Below are 24,351 nucleotides of genomic sequence, written 5' to 3' on the forward strand. Positions count from 1 at the left end.
AATCAAAAAAGCCCACCGCGATCCTATAAAGAGCGGTGGGCTTTTTCTTTAAGAAGCTGTGATGATTACGCTGGTGGAGTAAAGCGTAAATCTTGTAAGTTAAACCCTAGCTCAATATCGATTTTGAGTGCTGAGACTTGTTTGCACGTTCTGGCAGACTCAATATGTTCATCAAACTTCTTACGGTATTTAGGTGCCAGCTCTTGGGAAGCGTAGGCTTGCTCTATGTCTTCAAACTGCGTCAGAATTTCTTTAGCCGCTTTTGGCCCAACACCCGGAATGCCTGGGACTTGGCTAGAGCTCACTCCCGTTAGCCCCCAATAGTCAGCAAGCTGAGTAGGCTTCACTCCAAACTCTTTTTGGATAAAGGGTTCATCAAGCCAGCGGTGTTGGAAATAATCTCGAATCTGCAGAGTTGGAGAGAGTAACTGACAATAGCCTTTATCCGTTGAAATAATCGTGACTTTCTCGCCATGTGAGGCCACTTTCACTGCTAAAGTCGCAACTAAGTCATCCGCTTCGTCGCCATCTGATAGTAAAGAGTCGATACCAAGCTCCCACCACGCTTGCTGAATAGCATCTAGCCCTTTTAATAAAGGCTCTGGCATCGGTTTTCTATTTTCTTTGTAGCTAGGCAGAATTTCTGCACGCCAGCCTCTGTCTTGAAGGTGGTGGTCAAACACCGCGATGATGTGAGTGGGTTCTGACTCAGAGATAATGCGAGACAAGGTGCGTGATGTGGTGGTGATGGTTCTTGCAATATCGTTTTGATCCGGCTGAGCTGAGTGCACGCGGCGGATAAGGTTAAGAGCGTCGATAATCACAAGGTGGATAGACATAATGTTCCAAAAAATAAGGGCTTATTCAGCCCTTATTGTACCTAACTTACTTTAAGATGCGAGCCTCGCTTCGAAGTGGGATTAGTCCGTACTTGCAATCTTATAGCACGGTACGTAATCACTGCCTCCTGGGAGTTTCATACGATGTTGATCAACAAAGTCGTTCAACAATTTATCCATTTTTTTCATCAGCTCGGCATCGCCATCGATGACAAAGGGACCTTTGCGCTCAATCTCTTGAATACCTTCTGCTTTGACGTTACCAGCGACAATGCCTGAGAACGCTTGTCGTAGCGCTGCGGCTAGGTTTTCCGGACGTTGGTCAAGGTGAAGGTCTAGACTCGCCATGCTTTCATGGGTTGGCTCAAATGGCATCTGGAACTCTGGTGCAATTTTCAGTGACCAGTTAAAGCTGTATGCGTCACCTGTGTCTTTGCGGTACTGACGAACGTCGCCCATAGACTGGCTCATGATCTGCGCCGCTTTTACGGGGTCATCAATTACTATCTGGTAGTGTTTCTGAGCATCTTCACCTAGAGTCTCGCCAATAAAGCGGTCTATTGATCGGAAATACTCTTCACTCTCTTTTGGACCGGTTAGTACGATTGGTAAAGGTTGATCGGCGTTTTCTGGGTGCATCATGATTCCCAGAATATACAGAAGCTCCTCGGCTGTGCCTGGGCCACCAGGGAAGATGATAATGCCATGTGCCATACGAACAAACGCTTCAAGACGTTTTTCAATGTCTGGCATGATCACCAGCTCATTTACGATAGGATTCGGCGGCTCAGCAGCGATGATCGATGGTTCGGTTAACCCTAGGTAACGCTGCTCATCATAACGCTGCTTAGCATGACCGATCGCAGCCCCTTTCATTGGGCCTTCCATTGCTCCCGGCCCACAGCCCGTACAAATATTGAGCTCTCGTAAGCCAAGCTCATGGCCGACTTCTCGAGTGTATTGATATTCTGTTGGGTTGATTGAGTGCCCGCCCCAACACACGACTAGGTTAGGTTCAATACCTGGTGTGAGAGCGCCAGCATTACGAAGAATGCCAAATACCAGGTTAGTTATGTGAGTGGCATTGGTCAGATTCAAGCGCTGGTTGTCGGCAAGATGCATGTTCACATAGACAATGTCACGCAATACCGAGAATAGGTGCTCTTGAATACCCTTAATAATATTGCCATCGACGAAAGCATGCTCTGGTGGGTTGCTGAGTTCGAGTTTTATTCCGCGTTCACGGCGCACCACATTTACATCAAAGGATTTGTATTTATCGAGTAGTTCTTTTGAGTTGTCGGTGTGACTGCCTGAGTTAAGTACCGCTAACGTACAGTTGCGATAAAGTTGGTAAAGATCACTGGATGCAGTTTTCTTAAGACGCTCAACTTCCAGTTGAGAAAGCAGATCCATGCTACCTGCAGGGCTAATATGAGTGATCATAATGGCCTCCTTGTGTTGAGAGGGAATAAGCCTCCCCACCTACGCTGGTGCGTGTAATTTGCAGGGAGTACTTGTTAGCTTAGCAAAGATTTTTGCTATATAACTAATTGAAAACACTATATCAATGAGAAATTGTCGCCAAATAGAATCTGGCTTTATCTAGAAAGGATGTGAAGCTGCACGGTTTTATGGTGCTACAGAATTTAATGTGGTTAAAAAGTAATCGAAATAAAAAAGACTATTTCCAAGTCAATTGGTTTGGACCAAAGTTCTTCGCTTCACTGAGTTTTCGATTCAGACGCTCAAGCACTTCTTCAGGGGTATCTGAGTCTTTAAAAGTGGTACTGGAAGCAGAAAGCGTAATGGTAATGCTTTGATCTTTAAACTTAAATGGCAGTTTGCTGACCTGACGCTGGATGGTTTGTACGATTTGGTAGCTTTCATTGTCGTTTTGTTCTGGGAGCAACAAAATAAACTCTTCGCCCGAGAAGCGTGCAACAGTGTCGGTTTCTTTAAGCTCTTTCAGCATAGTGCGGGCAATAATTTTAAGCGCTTTATCGCCAGCAGTGTAACCGAAGCTATCATTAATCGCTTTAAACTTATCCACGTCAAACAGTACCACACGTAAACTGTGCTGAGAGCGGATCCAACGGCGGTATTCTAATTCGAGACGATCACCAAATGCAGCGCGGTTGTAGACCTTAGTTAATGGGTCGAGCAGCATTCTTTGTGCTTGATCTTCAAGTCGGCGACGATAATCCTGAGTCAGCTCAAACAGGGCTTCGACTTGATTTTTGCCGTAGTTCATACGCTCTATTAAGGCTTGCTCACGTTGCTCTGCTAAGTTTAATCGTTCTGAAAGAGACGCAATTTGGCTCAGTAACGGGGACATGGCCTGTTGAGCTTGCTCAATCGAGGCGGACTGGGAAAGTGTGGCCTGACTTTTCCCAACTAAACTATCTAGCTCTTTGTTCATCTCTTGGCGCTGCTCAAAGTAACTTTCACTTTGATCGATGTTTTGTGCGGCGCTTTTAAGTGTAGAGGAGAGAGTAGAGTTTACTTGCTCAAGAAACTGTTCTGAACTTTTACGCTCAAAGTTAGTGCCTTCAATCACAAGCTTAAGAATTTGTAGGGTCAGCTCTAGTAGCGTGTGAGTCGATACACCAAGTAGCAGCTTAGCGCGGATATCAACCAGTAGCTCACCAGATTCACCCTCAAAATCCAGTTCAGTGATAACGTGTTGGAGTTCAGTTGATAGTCGAGTGAATAGCTCACGATCACTGGCGCTATTTAGCTCATTAATGGTGGTATCTGGGTTACTGGTAATGATTTTTACCGAGCGCTCATAAATACTGAGGAGTTTGAGGGCTTGCTCATTTTTGCTCGGCTGCACGGCACCCGAAAAGCTCAGCAAATCACGTAAATCACGTTTGATCTTTGCTGGTAACCCGGTAACACGGAGTAGGGTTTCTCCACCGTGTTTGATTTGAGAATCGAGATTCAGCGTTTGTTTTTCCATAGCCAACGTTTGTTGCTTTAGCATCCTTTCTAGTACTGCGAGGCGCGGTATGAGCGTGCTAACGTCTTTTTGTTGTTCTAACGCGTGACGCAACTCAGCTAAACTATCGTTTAGTTTTGAGTTTTCTCCACTACAGGCAATGCTGAGTGACGAGACGATACGCTTCAGAACCTTTTGTTCTCGCTTAAATTTGAACGATGTATCGCGCTGTGTCAAACGTACCTGTTCGAGTTCGCTTTTGAGCTGATGAAGCTCCGATTGAATATCCTGTTCGAGAACGCCCATGAAAACTAAACTATAAGCTGAATACAAAAGATCAATATGATCTTATTAACTAATCAATCGATAATAACAAAAAAAATAACAACGTCACTTATTCTTAGAACTGAATGGCTAGCTTTTACTCATCTTTTAATAGTTTTTTGATGCTGTCCTCATTCTTGTAAGAAGAATGAACTTTTATTAGGCCTTGGTTTATCGAGTGCTTGCAGGCTTTACGGATATTACCCGTTGCGAGGCTTGCTGCTGGTGCGTTTTCAATGGCCTTGAGGTAGACCCACTGACTGCAATGCTCTTTCAGGCTCAATGTGCGAGCGACGCTGGTGGACATCAATAGAATGTCGATCAGCTCTTTGTCATTGATTGCGGTGTAGGCTCGTGGCAAGAACGGGTAGTCGGCGATCCCTACTCTAATGACTCGCGTCATCGCTTTGTCTTCTTTGAACTCTAAGATCCAGTTTTGGATCTTTTTGAAGATCGCTTCTGGCTCATCGCTGTTTTCGGTTCTTGGCTCAATGTAGAGTAGCGTTGAATCAGAGAAGTGATAAATACGCGCTGGGCTTTCGACTTTACCTTTCAAATATTGTCCGAATGCTTTCTCTAGCTCCAAACCAGACTCATAGCCATATTGCAGGTACATATCACTTAAGAAAGGGACATCGATCATCACAAAGCGCAGTCGATCGTTGAGTGGTTCTTGGATCAAGTCACCGACATGCCATAGTTCAAAGCTTGAACGCGTTTTTTGCATTACGTTAGGGAGCTTTACATTAAGCATGCGCAAATTACGCAGCGTAGAGCGTGAGTGAGAATAGAGAGACGTGTTCAACGTGCCTATTTCTTCACGCTGACGTTGCAATACAAAGCCTCGGCGCAAATAGAGCAACAACAGCACGAAACTAAAGATAAATAGCGCCAGTGCGACTTTTTGGAACTTTCGGTACTCAACGTGTGTTTCTTCTAACTCTTGTGTTTGCCCTGCTAAATGCAGGGTTTGCTCCACAAACTCTTTTTGTTGACGAAATGCTTCTTCATTGATCAGGTTAAGCGTGTTTTGCTGAATTTGAACTAGTGAGTTGTACTTTTTTAAGTTTTCCAAAGATTTATCGAATTGGCCGACAAGCTCATAGCCCAAGTACAACATCTGATAAGCGCTGGTTTTAAGCCTGAGGTTATCTTCAGCTAAGCCAATATCTAATGCTTGTTGTGCATAGTTCACGGCGGCTGAGCCTTTCTTTTGAGAGTAGGCTAGGCCTGCATTCAGCAGCAAAGCATGAGCGTTTAAGCGAGGTACATCGGCGTACTCTAATAACTCTTCCGCGCGATTTAAGTACTGCTCAGTCAGCGGGTAGTTATACAGCTGCAAGTAGGTTGCGGCGAGTGAAATACGGATCTCGATGACACCTTCAATATTGTTTTGGTTACGTTCGTGATCAATGACGTTGAAGTAATGCACTAAGGCAAGATTGTACTTACCTTGCTGATAGTACACATCGCCCATTCGTTTCAGAACATCGACCAAAGCAGGAGAGTTTTGGAAGTTGTCGTAGAAATCGGCAGCCTGAGACAAGTGGTCAAGCGCCTTGTCTAACACGCGCCTTTCATAGAATAGGCGCGCTAATTGGCGATTTACCTTAGCTAATTGGGCGCTGGAGTTACTTTCAATTGATTGCCAGTAGCTCGCTAACAACTCAGATAAAGCAAGGTTGTATAGCTTGTGATCAAGGTAGTGCTTACCGTATGCAAGGTGATAGTCGATGTAGGTTTGTTTATTGCTGACATTGTCGATGTATGCCGACAAACTTTGATAGAGCGTATTGGCTTTGTCGATGTCTTTCTCGTACGACGCCATCTCCGCTTGCAGCATCACTAAACGGTAATGAATGCCCTTAGCTAACTGGTCTGCATTAGCAATATTGTTGTACGCCAATTGCAGTTGATCAACACGCTTTTGAGTGGCTTCAGTGTCACGGGTTTGCAACCAGTTAAGGCGAGTTTTTAGTATTTGAACACTCAGTCCAAGATATGGTAGCTGATGAGTGGTCGCTAAACGCTCTGCCTCCTCAAGGTGCATATTCGCTGCGCGGGCATTGTTCAGGTTGAACTCGGCCTGGGCTAGGATTTTTAATGCATCAATACTGCTGCTTGGGGTGCGATTGCGACTGTCTGCTTCATCGCGGCTGATGGTGCTGGGGCTTTTCTCACCGCGAGTGGTGAGCTCGCGTTGGGTTAAATAATTCGTTGCTAGTGCTTTGGCTTGCAACGGCACAATATCAACCAAGTTATTTGCCTCATTGAGCATTGGCGACGAATAGATCGTCGCATAGCTCATCGGAGTGAACAGACAAATAATGAGGAAAAGTAAACGCTCCCAGCGCATAGTTTGCTTCCTGTAATAGCTACGGCTTTGTGATAATAATCGACAGTGTCGAAAAAGTTATTGGCGCGCCATGCGATGGTTATGTGCTGGCTGAGCCTGCTCTGAAGAGCGGTAAGGATTGATGTCTAATCCACCTCGACGTGTATAACGTGCATACACTGTTAGTTTGCTCGGCTTACAGAATTGCATGATATCAGTGAAAATACGCTCGACACATTGCTCATGAAATTCATTGTGTTCACGGAAAGACACTAAGTAGCGTAGCAGAGCTTCACGATCGATTTTTTGACCTTGATATTGAATCTCAACACTTCCCCAGTCTGGCTGGTTAGTGATCAAGCAGTTAGATTTGAGCAGATGGCTGTGCAGCGCCTCTTCAACCACTTCGTCGCCAGCTGCGCCATTAAGTAAACCAGCGTCGAAATCGTAACTAGTGATTTCGATGTTCTGTTCATCAATGCATTCACCCTGCATAGTAACGATCGTTTGCTGAGTGTAGTCGGTAACAGGGTTTACTTTTACGCTAACGGTTTCACCTGCACAGTTGGAAAGATCACGGCTTAAATGCTGCTCTACGTCGTCCCAGCTAGCAAATTTGGTTTGGTTGTAGCTATTTAAGTACAACTTGAACGATTTAGATTCGATTAAGTTGGCACTTGTAGCTGGAATCGAGACCTCGCCTACGGCAACTTGAGGTAATCCTTTTTCGTTGAGCCATGACAGCTCATACAAAGTCCAAATATCACAACCTTGAAACGGCAATGTGTCGCCTAAGTTTAGGTCGTCGCGGTTTAAGCTACGTGGAACTGGCTGTAGTAGGCTAGGGTCATATTGATTGGTGTATTCAGTCTTTTGGCCCAGTGTTAAGCCCGCAAGCTCTTTAGCGTTGGAATATTTGCTCATACTTTGTGTCGAATTGGATTAGAATACCCAGAATTTTACGCAATCCTACCCTAACTGTCATTAGGGTTATCACCCTTCAATTGGAGATGTTCATGGCAAACGATGCCGCACAGGCCCTTTTCGCATTCAGCCAAAAATACTCAGACGCTTATGAAGCGCAACATGGTTCATTACCAGTAAGTGAAGAGCTGGCAGAGCTTGTTTCTCCTTGTGTCGAAGAGAAGCGCTCAGGTGAAGTGCTATGGAAAGCTCATATAAGAGAAACCCCGGCTGACTTTACTAATGTCGAAAATGGTATTGAGCTCACGCTGCATGAAGACATCAAAACCTTCTATGGTAGCCAGTACAGTGCGGATATGGATGCCACTTGGCAGGGGAATGAGCTGTCGCTGCTACAAGTATGGAGTGATGATGACTTCGTTCGCCTTCAAGAAAACATTCTGGGCCACTTGGTAACCCAGCGCCGATTGAAACTGAAACCAACGGTGTTTATTGCCGCAACGGATGCTGAACTTGATGTGATTTCTATCTGTAATCTATCGGGCAATGTCATTTTGGAGCGCTTGGGTACGGATAAACGAGACGTGCTGGCGGAAACTCTTACTGAGTTTCTTCAAGGCATTGAGCCTGCGGTGTAACCATGTACGTAGTAGAGCTGCAATTTGAGTGTTTCGATAACACTACGGTGAGCGCGGTTGATAGGGCAATCAATGGCTTAATGGATGCGCTGAGATATAACGGTCAAGTGCTTGGACGAGAATTTCCGATCGTCATGGGGGAGGGGGAGTTCTTTGTTCGCGTTGTTTGTCCAGAGCAGGATAGCTTGCACCCAAGGTATCACTCTGATTTTGTAAAGGTGTGCATGAACCGCTTGGCGGAAGCGAGCTTACTCGCTCCGAAGATGCGCCTGTTAGGCCGTGACCTGAATTCAGAAGAAGCTGCTGAAGAGGAAGCCCCAAGCTGGCAAATCCTATATACCACTTATGTGCATACTTGCTCGCCGCTGCGTAGCGGCGAAACCTTGTTGCCAATCCCGCTTTATCGTAACCCACCAACGCTTAACGGTGACCACAAAGCGGTTGTAAAGTGGCAAACTGAATGGCAAGCGTGCGACGAAATCCAGATGGCTGGTGGCTGTCGAGCGGAGCACGCAGCGCTGCATGAAATTTGTGATTTTGATAGTGTGCTATTTAAACGTGGCTGGGATCTGCGTGGTCGTATCGAGTACATCACTAAGATTCCAACCTATTACTATCAATACCGTGTTGGTGGAAAAAGCCTAGCGGATGAGCAGGCGCGAAAATGCCCTAAATGCGGTGGCGAGTGGCTGTTAGATGAGCCTGTACATGACATTTTCCATTTTAAATGCGATGACTGTCGAATCGTATCGAACATGTCTTGGGATCATATCAAGTAATACATGATTGGATATTAAAAAGCCGCTCTTTGAGCGGCTTTTTTTTCGAGTAAGTGAGTGGTATTCAGGCAATAAAAAGCCCTCAATAATGAGGGCTTTCTAATCGATAGGGCGTTAAGGTGATATTACCAACCTTTAACTACGCCACCTTGGAAGATGTCAGACGCAGCTGAGTATACTTCTTCAGTTTGGTATGCCTTAACGAAGTTCTGTACGTTTTCAGCGTTTAGGTTGTCTTCACGCGCGACGATAAGGTTTACGTATGGAGACTCTTTGTCTTCAACGAATACACCGTCTTTTTGTGGTGTTAGGTTGATAGAGCTTGCGTAAGTTGTGTTGATGATAGATAGCGCAACATCGTCTAGTGAGCGTGGAAGCTGAGCTGCATCCAGTTCAACGATAGTGATGTTTTTAGGGTTCTCTACGATGTCACGTACGGTTGCCAGTAGACCAGCACCTTCACGTAGGGTGATTAGACCTTGTTGCTCAAGTAGTAGTAGAGAGCGGCCTAGGTTAGTTGGATCGTTTGGTACAGCAATGCGAGCGCCTTCAGCGATCTCATCAACAGAGGTCACTTGCTTAGAGTAACCAGCGATTGGGTAAACGAATGTGTTGCCAGCAATAGTCAGTTTGTAGCCACGGTCAGTCACTTGTTGGTCTAGGTATGGCTTGTGTTGGAACGCATTAATATCAATTGAGCCATCATCTAGCGCTGCGTTTGGTGTTACGTAATCAGTGAAAGTCACAAGTTCTACGTCTAGACCAAATTGCTCTTTCGCTACTTTTGCTGCGACTTCTGCAACTTGTGCTTCAGCGCCAGCCATTACACCGACTTTGATCTTACTCGTATCTGCTTCTTTCTCGCCGCAACCTGCTAGAACCAGAGCAGACGCTGCTGCTGCAATGGTAAGTAAACCTTTAAGGCTAAATTTCATGACTCTCTCCTTATTTGAATCTAATTTGCTTAATGCATCTGTGCGCCCGATAAGGGGCTGTCTTTATCTGTGGTCTACACGGCGTACGATAGAATCGCCGATAGACTGAATAATCTGTACCAATATAATCAACATCACGACAGTTACCGCCATGATCACTACATCGTAACGGTGGAAGCCGTAACGAATCGCTACGTCACCTAGGCCACCGCCACCAACCGTCCCTGCCATTGCAGAATAGCTTACAAGTGTAACCAGTGTGATAGTGACTGAGTTAACAATGGTAGGTAGTGCTTCTGGCAGTAAAACCTTAGTAATGATTTGAGTCGGTGTTGCGCCCATTGATTGTGCCGCTTCTACCAAGCCTGTTGGTACTTCAAGTAGTGCGCCTTCAATTAAACGAGCGACAAACGGGATAGCACCAATTGTCAGTGGCACAATTGCTGCTGTTGTTCCAATGAATGTACCTACTAACAGCTTGGTCACTGGAATGATGGCAACCATCAATACCAAAAACGGAACAGAGCGACCGATGTTGACAATCGCACCCAGAGTACCGTTCAGTTTGGTGTTCTCCAGTAAGCCACCTTTCTTCGTGGTATGAAGGATTACGCCAAGTGGGATACCAACTGCGAAGCCAACAATACCCGCAACGCCAACCATGTATAAGGTTTCCCACGTAGCGCCAAGCAGTAAGTTACCGTTAAGACTTAGCCATTCAGAAATCGTATTAAAGGACATAGCCAAGTACCTCTACTTTTACGTTATGTTCACGCAGAAACTCAATCGCTGCGTTGTCGTCTTGTTCGTTACCAAATAGCTCTGCGACCATCATGCCAAATTTTACGCCGCCAGCGTAGTCGAGATCTGAGCTCAGAATGCTGACATCAATGTTGAACTTACGAGCAATTTGCGTCATTAACGGTGCATCCACGGTGGCACCGGTGAACTCTAAACGCACCAGTGGGTAGCTACCATTTACGCGCGTGTCTTGCAGGCGAGCTTGATAATCATCTGGAATCGAAAGGTCTAGTGTTGAGCGAATGAATTCATGCGCTAATTCCGTTTTCGGATGCGCGAAGATCTCACCAACCGTGCCTTTCTCTACCAGTTCACCACCACCGATAATCGCAACTTCATGACAGATGCTCTTCACTACGTCCATTTCGTGGGTGATGAGCAGCATGGTGATATTCAGCTTGCGGTTGATTTCTTTAAGTAGTTCAAGAATCGATTGAGTCGTCGCTGGATCTAGTGCGCTGGTGGCTTCATCACATAGAAGTACTTTCGGGTCACTAGCCAGAGCGCGAGCGATGGCGACACGTTGTTTCTGACCGCCACTCAAGTTAGCTGGATAGGTATCGCGCTTGTCGGCAAGGCCAACCAGCTTTAATAATTCGCTGACTTTGGTATCGATGTGTTGGTTGTCTTTACCTGCCAGTTCCAGTGGCAGCGCCACGTTCTCAAACACAGTGCGCGAGGAAAGCAGGTTAAAGTGCTGGAAGATCATACCAATATTACGGCGCGCTTCGCACAGCTGAGATTTTGTCAGCTTAGTTAGGTCAACGCCGTCAACAATGATTTCACCTGTCGTTGGTGCTTCTAGCATGTTTACACAGCGAATCAGTGTGCTTTTCCCTGCACCTGATGAACCAATCACACCAAAAATGGTGCCTTGGGGAATGGATAGGTTGATATCTTTCAGAGCGTTGATTTCCTTAACGCCTTGATAAAAAACCTTATTTACTTGGTTAATCTCGATCATCTTTCTACCTGTGCAGGGACAACAGAATAATATTTTGAGCTAAGTCTCATTTAGTAGAGGATGCTATGGGTTTCGCTGATTCAAGTCAATAGATATTTTTACGTCTAGACGTCTAAATAGCTATTGCTCAATTCGATTAGGTAATTAGATAGTGATGAATGAAATAAAGCGTGCGATAATTCAAGGCTATACAGAGAAGATTGAGAACTGAATTTTGGCTAAACCAGCAGTGTTTTTAGATCGTGATGGCGTAATCAACGTGGACCACGGTTACGTGCATGATGAGCATGACTTTGAATTTGTTGAAGGGGTATTTGAAGCAACTAAGCAGCTTCAGCAAATGGGGTATATGCTTGTATTGGTGACCAACCAATCTGGTATTGCGCGTGGCATGTTTAGCGAAGATCGTTTCCTTTCTCTGACTCAGTGGATGGACTGGAACTTTGTTGACCACGGCGTAGAGTTTGACGGCTTTTATTACTGCCCACACCATGCTGAACACGGCGTAGGGAAATACAAAGAAGACTGCAACTGCCGTAAGCCTAAGCCTGGTATGTTTATCTCCGCGCGCGACTTCCTTAAGATTGATATGGCTAACTCTGTAATGGTAGGCGATAAAGCAGAAGATATGATGGCGGCAGAAGCTGCTGGTGTTGGCACAAAGCTACTAGTGCGCACTGGCAAGCCTGTTACCGAGAAAGGCGAAAGCCTCGCAAGTGCGGTGCTAGACAGCATAAGAGACGTGCCTGCTTACCTATCAAAATAAAGGTCGCCTTAGCGGCCTTTTTCATTATGTAGTGTGTGCAAGCTCTGGAGGTAGTGATGAGCAAATATCCTCTTATTCTATTCGCAGTCGGCTTACTTGCCGGTTGTACTCAGTCTGCGGTAAATGGCGACACCCTCAACGATAGTCAGTTTATGCATTACCAGTGTGGTGCCGATAAGTCGTTTGACGTGGCTTACTTAACCGAAAGTGAAGAGGCGGTGCTGCGCTTACCAGACAACGAATACCGCTTAGTGCAAGTTCGAGCAGGTTCCGGGACCAAATATATTTTGAATGACGGAACCGCTGAGTTGATGAACCCTGTTACCTTACGCACAAAAGGCAAAGAAGCCCGACTCGAACTGGGACGAGTGATTTACAAAAACTGTAAAACCCAATAACGTAATGCCACATGGTGGGCGGTCTGCCCACCAACTATCCATACAACCAACGACACTTTCATCTATATGAGCAAAAAACTCACGATTCACGACATAGCGAAACTTTCAGGCGTCGGTAAATCAACCGTCTCTCGAGTGCTGACTAACGACCCTAAGGTTAAACCAGCCACTCGTGCCAAAGTGGAGCAAGTGATCCAAGAGTCGGGGTATATTCCGTCGAAATCTGCGCAATCAATGCGAGGCGGGAGCCAAAAGGTGGTTGGTGTAATCATTTCGCGTTTGGACTCACCGTCGGAAAATAAAGCAGTTGGCAGTATGCTTCAGGCTTTATACCGCCTTGGCTACGATGCTGTAATCATGGAAAGTCAGTTTGATCGTGACAAAACTAACGAACACCTCAACGTGCTTAGAAAACGTAATGTTGATGGCGTGATTGTGTTTGGTTTTACCGATTTTGATATCAGTCAGCTCCAAGCGTGGCAAAACAAAGCCGTCGTTATCGCTATGGACACTGAAGAAGTCTCGTCGATCAATTATGATAACCGTGGTGTGATACATCAGGCGTTGCGCCATTTATCTTCTCAGTCACTTAATGACGTTGCTTATATTGGTGTTGACCCGAGCGACCGCACTACCGGGCAGCTACGTTTAGACGCTTATCTACAGTGGTGTACAGCAAACAATATTGAACCGAATTACCAAACGGGCCAGCTTCATCATGAAAGTGCCTATCAGCTAGTCGATAAGGTGCTCGCGAGTCAAACTCAAGCGATAGTCTGTGCCAGCGACACTTTGGCTTTAGGTGTGATAAAACGGCTTCAAGAGCTTGGCCGTGAAGATATCGCTGTAACCGGTGTGGGTGGCAATGAGCTGTTGTCTTTTCTATTTCCTAACATCTATAGCATCGACCCAGGTTATGCGCTTGCTGGAGAAAAAGCGGCTAACCTTTTGATCTCACATATAAATGGCAGTGAATCTCTCATTCACATCACCCAAGAGCCGGTCAATAACTAACTCACTAATTTATAAATGAATTAAAATTATACTGTGATCTCATTCAATTAATGGGACTGTTCCCATTTTTATTGCGAATTGAGTCTGTCAATATAATTGCAGTTTTTGGGAATGTTCCCATAAATATAAGAACAATTCAGAATGAGACTCCAAATAGGGTGGACAAGGATATGAGTAAGATAGCGAGACAAGACGTTACGCGTCTTATAGAACTGGTCGGGGGCAGCGATAACATCGCTAGTGTAAGCCACTGCCTAACGCGCTTACGTTTTGTATTAAACGATACTGACAAAGCGGATGAAAAAGCGTTAGAAGCACTGCCTATGGTGAAAGGGTGTTTCACCAACGCAGGCCAATTTCAAGTTGTGATTGGCACAGAAGTCGATGAGGTGTATGCCATCCTGATCGAACTTTCGGGGAAGTCAGAATCTTCCAAAGACGAGTCAAAACAAGCCGCTCGTCAGAACATGAATGTGCTCGAACGCGGTATTTCCCATCTTGCTGAAATCTTTGTTCCGCTGTTACCTGCGATCATCACTGGTGGTTTGATTCTTGGTTTCCGTAATGTCATCGGCGACATCAAGATGTTTGATGGTCAAACACTGACTGAAATCAGCCAGTTTTGGGCTACCGTTCATAGTTTCCTATGGTTGATTGGCGAAGCTATCTTCTTCTTCCTGCCGGTTGGTGTGTGTTGGTCTACGGTGAAAAAGCTGGGCGGCACACCAATTTTGGGTATTACGCTCGGTGTGACGTTAGTTTCCCCGCAACTGATGAACGCGTATCTGATTGGTAAGCAAGTGCCTGAAGTATGGGACTTCGGCCTGTTTGTTATTGAGAAAGTTGGATACCAAGCTCAGGTTATTCCTGCCATGTTAGCCGGTATGGCGTTGGCGTTTATCGAAACTAATCTTAAGCGCATCGTTCCTTCATACTTGTATTTAGTCGTGGTGCCATTTGTTTCAATAATCGTGTCGGTTGTACTGGCGCACTCTCTGATTGGTCCATTTGGTCGTGTATTAGGTGATGGCGTAGGGATCGCGGCGAAAGCGGCGATGACCGGTGACTTTGCTGTGATTGGTTCAATGGTGTTTGGTTTCTTATATGCTCCATTAGTGATAACGGGTATTCACCACACCACCAATGCCGTTGACTTGCAATTGATGCAAGATTTAGGCGGTACGCCAATCTGGCCATTGATTGCGTTGTCTAACATTGCACAAGCATCAGCTGTAGTGGGCATTATCATCATCAGTAAGAAGCACGGTGAGCGAGATATTTCTGTCCCGGCTGCAATTTCTGCTTATCTTGGTGTTACAGAGCCAGCAATGTACGGCATCAACTTGAAATACAAATTCCCAATGTTGAGCGCCATGATTGGTAGTGCGATTGCAGCTGCAATTTGTGGTAGCGCAGGTGTGATGGCGAACGGTATTGGTGTAGGCGGCCTTCCAGGTATTTTATCAATCCAACCGCAATTCTGGGGTGTTTTTGCTATCGCTATGTTGGTTGCGATTGCCGTACCAGCAGCGTTGACACTGTTCTTCTACAAACGAGCGCAAATGAAAGGCGAATTAGAGCCAGCTAGCGCGTAAGTCATTATTTTTGGAAGCGGCATATCGCCGTTTCCGCTTTTCTCTATTTTTTGTTTTTGGTAAGTGAGTACATTAATGACAACCGATCCGAATTGGTGGAAAACCGCCACGATTTATCAGATTTACCCAAAAAGCTTTTGCGATAGCACAAATAAAGGTACCGGAGATATTCAGGGTATCATCAGTAAACTGGATTATCTTAAACTGCTTGGTGTAGACGCTATTTGGTTAACACCTGTATATCAGTCTCCAATGATCGACAACGGTTATGATATTTCTGATTACTACGCGATCAACCCTGATTTTGGCACCATGGCGGATTTCGACCAGTTGTTGGTACAAGCACACCAGCGTGGCATCCGTATCATTATGGATATTGTGGTCAATCACACCTCGACAGAGCACCAATGGTTTCAATCAGCTCTTGGCGATAAGAGCAGCCCTTATCGTGATTACTATATTTGGAAAGATCCGGTTGATGGTGGTATCCCGAATAACTGGCAATCTAAATTTGGTGGCAGTGCTTGGGAGTGGGATGAAAAAACCGAGCAATACTTCTTACACCTGTTTGCCAAAGAGCAAGCGGACCTGAACTGGGAAAACCCAAATGTTCGTGCAGAAGTTAAAGAGGTGATTAGCTTTTGGGCAGAGAAAGGCGTTGATGGATTCCGTTTAGATGTGATCAACCTAATTTCCAAGCAGCAGGACTTCCCGAATGATGATGTAGGCGATGGCCGTCGATTTTACACTGATGGCCCGCGCGTACATGAGTACTTGCAAGAGATAAGTGAAGCAGTATTTCAAAAGTATGGCAGTGTGACCGTTGGTGAAATGTCTTCAACCACGCTAGAACATTGCCAGCAATACTCTTCTCTAGATAACAAAGAGTTATCTATGGTGTTCAATTTTCATCACCTTAAGGTTGATTACCCGAATGGGGAGAAGTGGACCAAAGCTCCTTTTGACTTTTCTATGCTAAAACAGATCTTTAACCACTGGCAGACTGGCCTCAACGGTAAAGGTTGGGGAGCACTATTTTGGTGTAACCACGATCAGCCACGTGTTGTTAGCCGTTTGGGTAATGATGTTCAATATCGAGTGAAATCGGCAAAGATGTTGGCTGCATCGGTGCATATGATGCAAGGTACACCGTACATTTTTCAAGGTGAAGAAATCGGTATGACTAACCCAGGCTACACTTCGATAGAGCAATACCGAGATGTAGAAAGCACCAACATGTACGACATCATGGTCAACCATCACGGTGTTGGACACGATGAGATGATGGCGATTCTGGCACAAAAGTCCCGTGACAATTCACGTACACCAATGCAGTGGAACAGTGAGCAATATGCAGGCTTTTCCAAAGCTCAGCCATGGCTTGAAGTGGCGAGTAACTATCCAGAGGTGAATGCGCAGCAAGCGGTGGCGGATAATGATTCTGTATTTTACTTCTACCAGCAACTGATTAAGTTACGTAAACAGATAGAAGTAATAACAACAGGCAGTTACCAAGATCTATATCCAGAGCACCATGCCGTATTTGGTTATCAGCGTACGTCTAAACACCAGACCCTGATTTGTTTAAACAACTACTATGGTGAAGAAACAGAATGTGTTCTGCCACAAGGGTTTGACTGTGAAAAAGCGCACTATGTATTAGGTAACTATGAGCTGGCGAATACGAAAGTCTCACAGCATCAAATATTGAGGCCTTACGAAACTCGGATCATTCTTTTAGATAAACTTGCACCTTTCAATAACTAACACCCCCTATAGCGTTAGTTAGTGCCCCAGCGTTTGGTTGGGGCTTTTTTGTATCCGTGCCTTTTGGGTAGAGGTATACAGCCTCAGAAACGAAAAAAGCCAACTCAATGAGTTGGCTTTCTTGTATATGGTGGAGGGGGACGGATTCGAACCATCGAAGGCAGTGCCAGCAGATTTACAGTCTGATCCCTTTGGCCACTCGGGAACCCCTCCAGGGTGTTTTCTTACTCTAAAAGTAAGCTTGATTAGGTTTTCCCAACACGTTAATCAAGGTTTCTTCACAACTTACTCAGAGCTTATTAAGCCATGATGGTTGTAAGAGAATATGGTGGAGGGGGACGGATTCGAACCATCGAAGGCAGTGCCAGCAGATTTACAGTCTGATCCCTTTGGCCACTCGGGAACCCCTCCAGGGTGTTTTCTTACTCTAAAAGTAAGCTTGATTAGGTTTTCCCAACACGTTAATCAAGGTTTCTTCACAACTTACCCAGAGCTTATTAAGCCATGATGGTTGTAAGAGAATATGGTGGAGGGGGACGGATTCGAACCATCGAAGGCAGTGCCAGCAGATTTACAGTCTGATCCCTTTGGCCACTCGGGAACCCCTCCAGGGTGTTTTCTTACTCTAAAAGTAAGCTTGACTAATGTTTTCCCAACACGTTAATCAAGGGTTTCTCACAATTTACTCACTGCTTATTCAGCAATAAGATCATCACAAGAAAGAATATGGTGGAGGGGGACGGATTCGAACCATCGAAGGCAGTGCCAGCAGATTTACAGTCTGATCCCTTTGGCCACTCGGGAACCCCTCCAGGGTATTTCCTATTCTCTAATGAATAGGCTTAATTAATGTTTTCCCAACACATCAATCAAGTGCGGAGCGCATCATAGCAAACTCGAACAAGCTGTAAAGGCTTTTCTTATGATTTTGAATCGAATGCTGCCTTTTTGGACAAAGGTGATAGTTATTACCCACTTTTCACCGCGCAGTCGCCACTAAGCTTACAGTTTATTTCTCATTATTTACATTACTTGACGTTCAAATGACGCATATACGGTTAAAATATGATTAGTTTCTTTTGTAGATAAATATTATGAAAAACAACAAACTCACCTCTCTTTTGGCTCTGTCTATTCTGATCGCAACGCCGTCAGTTCATGCCAAGAGACCGCAAGGCCCTCAAGCGGTCACTGTGATCACTGAGCAAGTACAGACCCACCAAGTTTCTCAATCTCTTTCTCTCGTGGGTAAGCTGGAAGCCGACGAATCGGTTGTCATTTCATCGGAAGTGACAGGTAAAGTCGATAAAATCGCAATTCGTGCTAATCAAGTGGTGCAAAAAGGGCAGTTGTTAGTTCAGTTAGATGACGATAAAGCGCAAGCCGCGTTAGCTGAAGCAAAAGCTTACCTCAACGATCAGCAGCGTATTCTTAAAGAGTTTGAGCGCCTGTTAAAACGTGGTGCGATTACCCAAACGGAAATTGATGCGCAAAAAGCCAGTGTCGAAATTGCAGACGCAAGGCTAACCGCAGCTGAAGCGAACCTAAAAGATTTACACATTACCGCACCATTCTCTGGCACTGTGGGCTTCATCGATTTCAGCCGCGGTAAGTTTGTCAGCGTAGGGGATGACTTACTCACGCTCGACAACTTGTCAGTTATGCAGCTCGATCTACAAGTTCCAGAACGTTACCTATCTAAGATAAGCCAAGGGATGGCTGTAACGGCAACTACGAGCGCGTGGGGCGACATGCTTTTTACCGGTGAAGTTGTGGGTATTGATTCCCGTATCAATCAAGAAACGTTGAATCTACGTGTTCGTATTCATTTTGATAACGGCGAATCTAAGCTCAAACCGGGCATGCTAGTGTCTTCGAATATGGCATTCCCTCCGATTGAAGCACCGATCATTCCAGTACAGGCTCTCGAATATTCAGGTACCAAGCGTTACGTATACGTCGTTGACGAAACGAATAAAGCGGCTCGCACCGAAGTCTTCCTTGGCGCGCGTATTGGTAATGAAGTAGTGATCGAAAGTGGGCTAGAGATTGGTGAGAAGATTGTTGTTCAAGGCATCGTAAACATGCGCGATGGCGTAACCGTTGCAGAGCTGAATAAAGACGGCACTCTACCAGAGAAGGAAATTCACTAATGTTACTCTCTGATGTATCGGTAAAAAGACCGGTCGCTGCCGTTGTATTGAGCTTACTGTTGTGTGTGTTCGGTATTGTATCGTTCAACAAACTCGCAGTACGCGAGATGCCGGATATTGAAAACCCAGTGGTATCGATCAGTACCCGCTATGAAGGAGCATCGGCCACCATTATTGAGAGCCAAATAACCTCGGCGCTCGAAGACCAGCTATCTGGTATCAGTGGTATTGATGAGATCTCATCCACCACGCGTAATAGTATGTCACGCATCCAAATTACGTTTGAGTTGGGCTATGACTTGAACACCGGTGTCAGTGATGTGCGTGACGCAGTTGCACGTGCGCAGCGCTCTTTACCGGATGAGGCCGACGATCCAATCGTATTTAAGAACAATGGTTCTGGTGAAGCTTCGCTGTACATCAACTTGAGTTCGTCTGAGATGGACCGTACTCAGTTGACCGATTATATCGATCGTGTGCTGTTAGACCGTTTCAGCTTAATTACTGGTGTGAGTTCGGTTGATGTCTCGGGTGGTTTGTACAAGGTTATGTACGTCAAACTCAAACCTGAGCTTATGGCTGGCCGCGGTGTCACGACCACAGATATTACTAGTGCGCTAAACCGTGAAAACTTGGAAAGTCCTGGCGGTGAAGTACGTAATGACTCGATTGTAATGTCGGTTCGAACAGCGCGTACTTACAATCAGCCGGAAGACTTCGATTACTTAGTGGTTAAGCGTGCCAGCGATAATACACCTATCTATTTAAAAGATGTCGCGGATGTGTTTATTGGCGCGGAAAACGAAAACTCGACCTTCAAGAGCGATGGTGTTGTTAATGTCAGTATGGGGATTGTGCCGCAATCAGACGCTAACCCACTAGAAGTGGCTGACCTAGTCCATGTTGAAGTAGAGAAAATCCAGAAATTTTTGCCAGAAGGGACACGTTTAGCGATCGACTATGACTCGACCGTATTCATCGATCGCTCCATTTCTGAAGTGTATAGCACGCTATTTATTACCGGTGGCCTTGTCATCTTAGTGTTGTACATCTTTATTGGTCAGGCTCGTGCCACTCTGATCCCTGCGGTTACCGTGCCGGTATCTTTGATTTCGTCTTTCATCGCTGCCTACTACTTTGGTTTCTCGATCAACTTGATCACTCTAATGGCATTGATCCTATCGATTGGCTTGGTGGTTGATGACGCTATCGTGGTGGTCGAGAACATCTTCCACCACATAGAGCGAGGTGAAAAGCCACTACTGGCGGCCTATAAAGGTACGCGTGAGGTTGGCTTTGCGGTTATCGCAACCACACTGGTTCTTGTGATGGTTTTCCTGCCTATTTCGTTTATGGATGGCATGGTAGGTCTGCTGTTTACTGAATTCTCGGTATTACTCGCAATGTCAGTGATTTTCTCGTCGCTTATTGCTTTAACCCTGACTCCGGTATTGGGTAGTAAGATCCTACAAGCTAATGTTAAGCCAAACCGCTTCAACCTGCTGGTGGATAACGTGTTTGGCAAGCTGGAATCGGGTTATCGCAAAGTATTGAAAGGTGCGCTTCGTTGGAAATGGGCAGCGCCAATCATCATTATGACGTGTATCGGCGGCAGTTACGGCCTAATGCAACAAGTGCCTTCTCAGTTGACACCATCGGAAGACCGAGGGGTAATCTTTGCCTTTGTTCGTGGCGCGGATGCAACCAGTTATAACCGTATGTCGGCGAACATGGATATCGTTGAAGACAGGCTGATGCCACTGCTTGGGCAAGGTTTCTTGAAGTCGTTCAGTATCCAATCTCCAGCCTTTGGTGGTAATGCGGGTGACCAAACTGGTTTTGTGATCATGATTTTAGAAGACTGGAACGACCGTGACGTGACTGCGCAAGAAGCGTTGGGCGAAGCGCGTAAAGCGCTAGCAGGTATTCCAGATGTTCGTGTATTCCCATTCATGCCGGGTTTCCGTGGTGGTTCAAGTGAACCTGTCCAGTTTGTATTAGGTGGCTCAGATTATCCTGAACTGCAAAAATGGGCCGACATGCTCAAGCATGAAGCCGAAGCGTCACCGTTTATGGAAGGGGCGGATATCGACTACTCAGAGAAAACTCCTGAACTAGTGGTCACGGTTGATAGGCAGCGAGCAGCAGAGCTCGGTATTAGCATCGCCGATATTTCCGATACGTTAGAAATCATGCTTGGCGGCCGCAGTGAGACAACCTTTGTTGACCGTGGTGAAGAATACGATGTCTACCTTCGTGGTGATGAAAACAACTTTAATAATGCAGCTGATTTGAGCCAAATCTATATGCGTACTGCGTCTGGTGAGTTAGTCACGCTCGATGCCGTCACTCATATCGAAGAAGTGGCATCATCGATTAAGTTGTCGCACTACAACAAGCAGAAGTCGATTACCATTACAGCCAACTTGTCGGATGGTTATACCTTAGGTCAGGCGTTGGACTTCTTGGATGGTAAAGCGATTGAGCTGTTGCCAAGTGATATTTCGGTGAGTTACTCGGGTGAATCGAAAGATTACAAAGAGAATCAGTCGAGCATTATGGTGGTGTTTGCGTTGGCACTTCTGGTTGCCTACTTGGTACTAGCTGCTCAATTTGAAAGCTTCATTAACCCACTGGTTGTGATGTTTACGGTACCGATGGGCGTGTTTGGTGGTTTTCTTGGCTTGTTCGTCATGGGCGAAGGGCTCAATATTTATAGCCAAATCGGGATGATCATGTTGATAGGCATGGTGACGAAGAACGGTATTCTTATAGTCGAGTTTGCTAACCAACTGCGTGACCGTGGGATCGAGTTTGAAAAAGCGATCGTTGATGCTGCAGCGCGCCGATTACGCCCAATTATGATGACAGCATTTACGACGCTTGCAGGCGCTATTCCATTGATTCTATCTACTGGTGCGGGTTATGAAAGCCGCGTTGCGGTGGGTACGGTTATCTTCTTCGGTATGGGCTTTGCGACTTTGGTAACTTTGTTCGTCATACCTGCGATGTATCGTCTCATCTCTGCATCGACTCAGTCTCCTGGTCATGTTGAAGCTGAGCTAAATCGCGAACTTAGCCATGATGTTAAGGCGCGAACTTCACACGGTTAATCACAACCCAAAAGGGTGACTCCTCGAGTCACCCTTTTTCTTTCTGCCTCTCTCTGAGCGCTTATCTGCTCACTCTATATTTATGTTGGCAACCTGTTATTTGGTATTTGTTTAGCAGGTTTTGGCGTATTTAATATTTATGGATCTAGCCATCTAGTTTCCTATTAATTGGCTCTGGGTAAGGTGATTTAGATTCTTATGTTGTTGATTATATTTGGTTTTGTTAGGTAATTAGCAACTGCGTGGTATTAAACTGTGTGAATATTGATAATGTTAATTATTTGTTTTAGTTATTAATGTGAGCCTGCCAAGGCTCAAAAAGTAGCCAGAGATGAGTTTAAGATAATTCCTGTTCTGAAAGATAAAGCAACCTAATGTTGCCAACGTAATAGGTATTAACATGAAAAAATCAATTTTGGCGGTTTCACTGGTAGCGGTAGTAAGCGGTTCTGCATTAGCGCAAGAAAAGTTTGCCACACTTGGCGATCACCTTCCTAAGAAAGGCGAGCCAACCGAACTACAACTTCAAAATGCAGGCCCAATTGCGGTAACAGCCGACAACTTCATCATGGCTGAGTCAGACAAGTACTTCTTTGAACAGCAAGCTGAAAGCAAAATGAACACCTTCAATCATGCTGATACTCTCATTACACCAGACAACCAAACGGTGGTTCGTCAGAACCGCGATACGCTTTATTCAAAAGGTATCTTCGATACACAGGGTGGCCTAACGTTTGAATTGCCGGCTCTAGATACTTACCAAAGCCTGCAAGTTATCGATGAACAGCATAGAACCATTGGTGTTATCTACGCTGAAGAAGGCAAAAACAAGATCACTGTAACTCCTGACATGCTGTCTTCGGGTGAGCACGTATGGGCAATTATCCGTACTCAAGTTGCTTCTATGGATGAGAAAGATCTAGAAGCCGGTCGCGGTAAGCAACGTTTAGTTAAAATTGATGCTAACTCTGCGAATCCGTACGTAGCAAAAGGCTTTGAGCAAGTATCTCGTGAGCAGACTCGCCTAGAGCAAGAGCGTAACATCCTTAAGATTGATCTAACTCGCTCTTTCGGTGCGCCTGGCTCTGAACAAGTGCGCGAGTTTGATGCGAAAGTAGCTACGGCAATGGGTTTTGGTGGACTGCCATCACAGCACGCATTCTACAAAGTTCTAATCGCTGAAGATCGTACCGGTGCTTGCCAAACTATGACATTTGAAAAGCCACCACTTAAAGAGAAGGGCTTCTTCTCTGTAACGACCTACGGTTCAGACGGCTACATTCACGCTTATAACTACGCAACGTCTAGCCGTGAAATTACACCAAACAAAGATGGTTCAATCACAGTGAACTTCAACTGTGAAGGTGAAAAGAACAACCTAGACGTCCCAGCAAACTGGAGCGGTATCCTACGTATGTACATGCCACAAGATCTCAATGAAATCGTGGCTTACGGTAAGAAAGTAGAAATGCCACACAGCAAGTAATTTCCTTTCTCAGTTCACTGGTTTCGCCAGTGAACTGGTTTTCATTACCTTATTGTTTCTAAAGGGGGGGAGCTATGAGTTCAGGCGATTGGATGAATGCGTTGCCTTCAAAGTGGGGTAATGAAAGCTTAGAAGGTCTGGTGGAAGTTGCTTCCATACCGGAAGTGAGTTGGCTACCAAGCAGTATTGGTTGGCAAGTGCTGGTTACTCTGGGAGGGGCTTGGTTACTGGTTCAAGTGCTAAACGCAGCGGCTGTTTACCATTCTAACCGTTACCGTCGCCAAGCTAGTAAGAAACTAGGGCTGCTACGAGATAATGGGCAGATCGCTGAGATGCCAGCTGTGCTTAGAGAAACGGCGTTACATGCGTTTCCTCGCACAGCCATCGCACCGCTGACAGGTCAACACTGGGAGCGGTGGTTAGACAACCGTTGCCCAGACAGCGGGTTTACCGCTCAATCGAAGTCGCTGCTTAGTCAAGCCGCGTACCACTCTAGCGTTATGGATGACGACAAGGTTAATACACTTTACGCGTCTATTCAGTTGTGGATAGCTCGCCACTAATTTCACTAAGGTC

General features: G+C 45.6%; 19 protein-coding genes and 4 tRNA genes. 11 read left to right on the forward strand and 12 right to left on the reverse strand.

What is annotated here, in order from left to right; translation table 11 throughout:
* Positions 1 to 65: 65 nt before the first annotated feature.
* From xni to queF, 5 genes are all read right to left on the reverse strand, one after another.
* Positions 66 to 839, reverse strand: coding sequence for a flap endonuclease Xni (xni, locus tag ACXABW_RS03560; RefSeq protein ID WP_252029745.1), 774 nt, complete (start codon positions 837 to 839; stop codon positions 66 to 68).
* An 81-nt stretch (positions 840 to 920) separates the two neighbouring features.
* A complete protein-coding gene (gene ppnN, locus ACXABW_RS03565) occupies positions 921 to 2,285 on the reverse strand; it encodes a nucleotide 5'-monophosphate nucleosidase PpnN (RefSeq protein WP_457524024.1) in 1,365 nt (454 codons plus the stop codon).
* A gap of 238 nt (positions 2,286 to 2,523) precedes the next feature.
* Positions 2,524 to 4,089, reverse strand: a complete 1,566-nt coding sequence (locus tag ACXABW_RS03570) for a diguanylate cyclase domain-containing protein (RefSeq protein ID WP_457524026.1) — start codon at positions 4,087 to 4,089, stop codon at positions 2,524 to 2,526.
* Positions 4,090 to 4,204: 115 nt separating this feature from the next.
* Positions 4,205 to 6,463 (reverse strand): tetratricopeptide repeat protein, encoded by a 2,259-nt coding sequence (locus ACXABW_RS03575; RefSeq protein WP_457524028.1) that lies wholly within the window; start codon positions 6,461 to 6,463, stop codon positions 4,205 to 4,207.
* A gap of 57 nt (positions 6,464 to 6,520) precedes the next feature.
* Positions 6,521 to 7,366, reverse strand: coding sequence for an NADPH-dependent 7-cyano-7-deazaguanine reductase QueF (gene queF, locus ACXABW_RS03580; protein WP_457524030.1), 846 nt, complete (start codon positions 7,364 to 7,366; stop codon positions 6,521 to 6,523).
* A gap of 92 nt (positions 7,367 to 7,458) precedes the next feature.
* On the opposite strand from queF, the gene syd reads away from it, so the two are divergent.
* Positions 7,459 to 8,004: a SecY-interacting protein gene (gene syd / locus ACXABW_RS03585; RefSeq protein WP_457524032.1), complete on the forward strand. Its 546-nt coding sequence runs from the start codon at positions 7,459 to 7,461 to the stop codon at positions 8,002 to 8,004.
* A gap of 2 nt (positions 8,005 to 8,006) precedes the next feature.
* The gene (locus ACXABW_RS03590; protein WP_457524034.1) at positions 8,007 to 8,783 is read left to right on the forward strand and encodes a Zn-ribbon-containing protein; all 777 of its coding nucleotides are present in this window, start codon (positions 8,007 to 8,009) and stop codon (positions 8,781 to 8,783) included.
* A gap of 125 nt (positions 8,784 to 8,908) precedes the next feature.
* Here the strand turns inward: ACXABW_RS03590 and ACXABW_RS03595 are convergent, their stop codons facing one another.
* The 3 genes from ACXABW_RS03595 to metN form a co-directional block, all read right to left on the reverse strand.
* Positions 8,909 to 9,718, reverse strand: coding sequence for a MetQ/NlpA family lipoprotein (locus ACXABW_RS03595; RefSeq protein WP_252029752.1), 810 nt, complete (start codon positions 9,716 to 9,718; stop codon positions 8,909 to 8,911).
* A 63-nt stretch (positions 9,719 to 9,781) separates the two neighbouring features.
* Positions 9,782 to 10,459: a methionine ABC transporter permease gene (locus ACXABW_RS03600; protein ID WP_457524036.1), complete on the reverse strand. Its 678-nt coding sequence runs from the start codon at positions 10,457 to 10,459 to the stop codon at positions 9,782 to 9,784.
* Positions 10,449 to 11,483 (reverse strand): methionine ABC transporter ATP-binding protein MetN, encoded by a 1,035-nt coding sequence (metN, locus tag ACXABW_RS03605; protein WP_457524038.1) that lies wholly within the window; start codon positions 11,481 to 11,483, stop codon positions 10,449 to 10,451. The genes ACXABW_RS03600 and metN overlap by 11 nt, the downstream gene beginning before the upstream one ends.
* A 214-nt stretch (positions 11,484 to 11,697) precedes the next feature.
* Here metN and gmhB point away from each other — a divergent pair, with 214 nt between their 5' ends.
* The 5 genes from gmhB (at position 11,698) to treC (ending at position 17,023) form a co-directional block, all read left to right on the forward strand.
* Positions 11,698 to 12,249, forward strand: a complete 552-nt coding sequence (gmhB, locus tag ACXABW_RS03610) for a D-glycero-beta-D-manno-heptose 1,7-bisphosphate 7-phosphatase (protein WP_265686365.1) — start codon at positions 11,698 to 11,700, stop codon at positions 12,247 to 12,249.
* Between the two features lie 56 nt (positions 12,250 to 12,305).
* Positions 12,306 to 12,647, forward strand: a complete 342-nt coding sequence (locus ACXABW_RS03615) for an MliC family protein (RefSeq protein WP_457524040.1) — start codon at positions 12,306 to 12,308, stop codon at positions 12,645 to 12,647.
* A gap of 66 nt (positions 12,648 to 12,713) precedes the next feature.
* Complete coding sequence (gene treR, locus ACXABW_RS03620; protein ID WP_457524042.1) at positions 12,714 to 13,661, forward strand: trehalose operon repressor TreR; 948 nt, start codon at positions 12,714 to 12,716, stop codon at positions 13,659 to 13,661.
* A 170-nt stretch (positions 13,662 to 13,831) separates the two neighbouring features.
* Complete coding sequence (gene treB / locus ACXABW_RS03625) at positions 13,832 to 15,256, forward strand: PTS trehalose transporter subunit IIBC (RefSeq protein WP_265686367.1); 1,425 nt, start codon at positions 13,832 to 13,834, stop codon at positions 15,254 to 15,256.
* Positions 15,257 to 15,331: 75 nt separating this feature from the next.
* Positions 15,332 to 17,023, forward strand: a complete 1,692-nt coding sequence (gene treC / locus ACXABW_RS03630) for an alpha,alpha-phosphotrehalase (protein ID WP_457524045.1) — start codon at positions 15,332 to 15,334, stop codon at positions 17,021 to 17,023.
* A gap of 128 nt (positions 17,024 to 17,151) precedes the next feature.
* Here treC and ACXABW_RS03635 read toward each other — a convergent pair.
* From ACXABW_RS03635 to ACXABW_RS03650, 4 genes are all read right to left on the reverse strand, one after another.
* Positions 17,152 to 17,236 (reverse strand) — tRNA-Tyr (locus ACXABW_RS03635).
* A gap of 113 nt (positions 17,237 to 17,349) precedes the next feature.
* Positions 17,350 to 17,434 (reverse strand) — tRNA-Tyr (locus ACXABW_RS03640).
* 113 nt (positions 17,435 to 17,547) lie between these two features.
* A tRNA-Tyr gene (locus ACXABW_RS03645) sits at positions 17,548 to 17,632 on the reverse strand.
* Positions 17,633 to 17,750: 118 nt separating this feature from the next.
* Positions 17,751 to 17,835, reverse strand: a tRNA-Tyr gene (locus ACXABW_RS03650).
* A 282-nt stretch (positions 17,836 to 18,117) separates the two neighbouring features.
* Here ACXABW_RS03650 and ACXABW_RS03655 point away from each other — a divergent pair.
* The 4 genes from ACXABW_RS03655 to ACXABW_RS03670 all read left to right on the forward strand — a co-directional run bounded on the left by ACXABW_RS03655 (position 18,118) and on the right by ACXABW_RS03670 (position 24,338).
* Entirely contained in the window at positions 18,118 to 19,176 is a 1,059-nt protein-coding gene (locus ACXABW_RS03655; RefSeq protein ID WP_252029760.1) for an efflux RND transporter periplasmic adaptor subunit, read from the forward strand.
* Positions 19,176 to 22,289: a vibriobactin export RND transporter permease subunit VexH gene (gene vexH, locus ACXABW_RS03660; protein WP_457524047.1), complete on the forward strand. Its 3,114-nt coding sequence runs from the start codon at positions 19,176 to 19,178 to the stop codon at positions 22,287 to 22,289. The genes ACXABW_RS03655 and vexH overlap by 1 nt, the downstream gene beginning before the upstream one ends.
* Before the next feature lie 400 nt (positions 22,290 to 22,689).
* Positions 22,690 to 23,775 carry a DUF1254 domain-containing protein gene (locus tag ACXABW_RS03665; protein ID WP_457524049.1) on the forward strand — a complete coding sequence of 362 codons (1,086 nt, stop codon included), beginning with the start codon at positions 22,690 to 22,692 and terminating at the stop codon, positions 23,773 to 23,775.
* Between the two features lie 74 nt (positions 23,776 to 23,849).
* Entirely contained in the window at positions 23,850 to 24,338 is a 489-nt protein-coding gene (locus tag ACXABW_RS03670) for a DUF4381 domain-containing protein (RefSeq protein WP_457524051.1), read from the forward strand.
* Positions 24,339 to 24,351: the final 13 nt, after the last annotated feature.

The sequence above is a fragment of the Vibrio paucivorans genome (genome assembly GCF_054053395.1).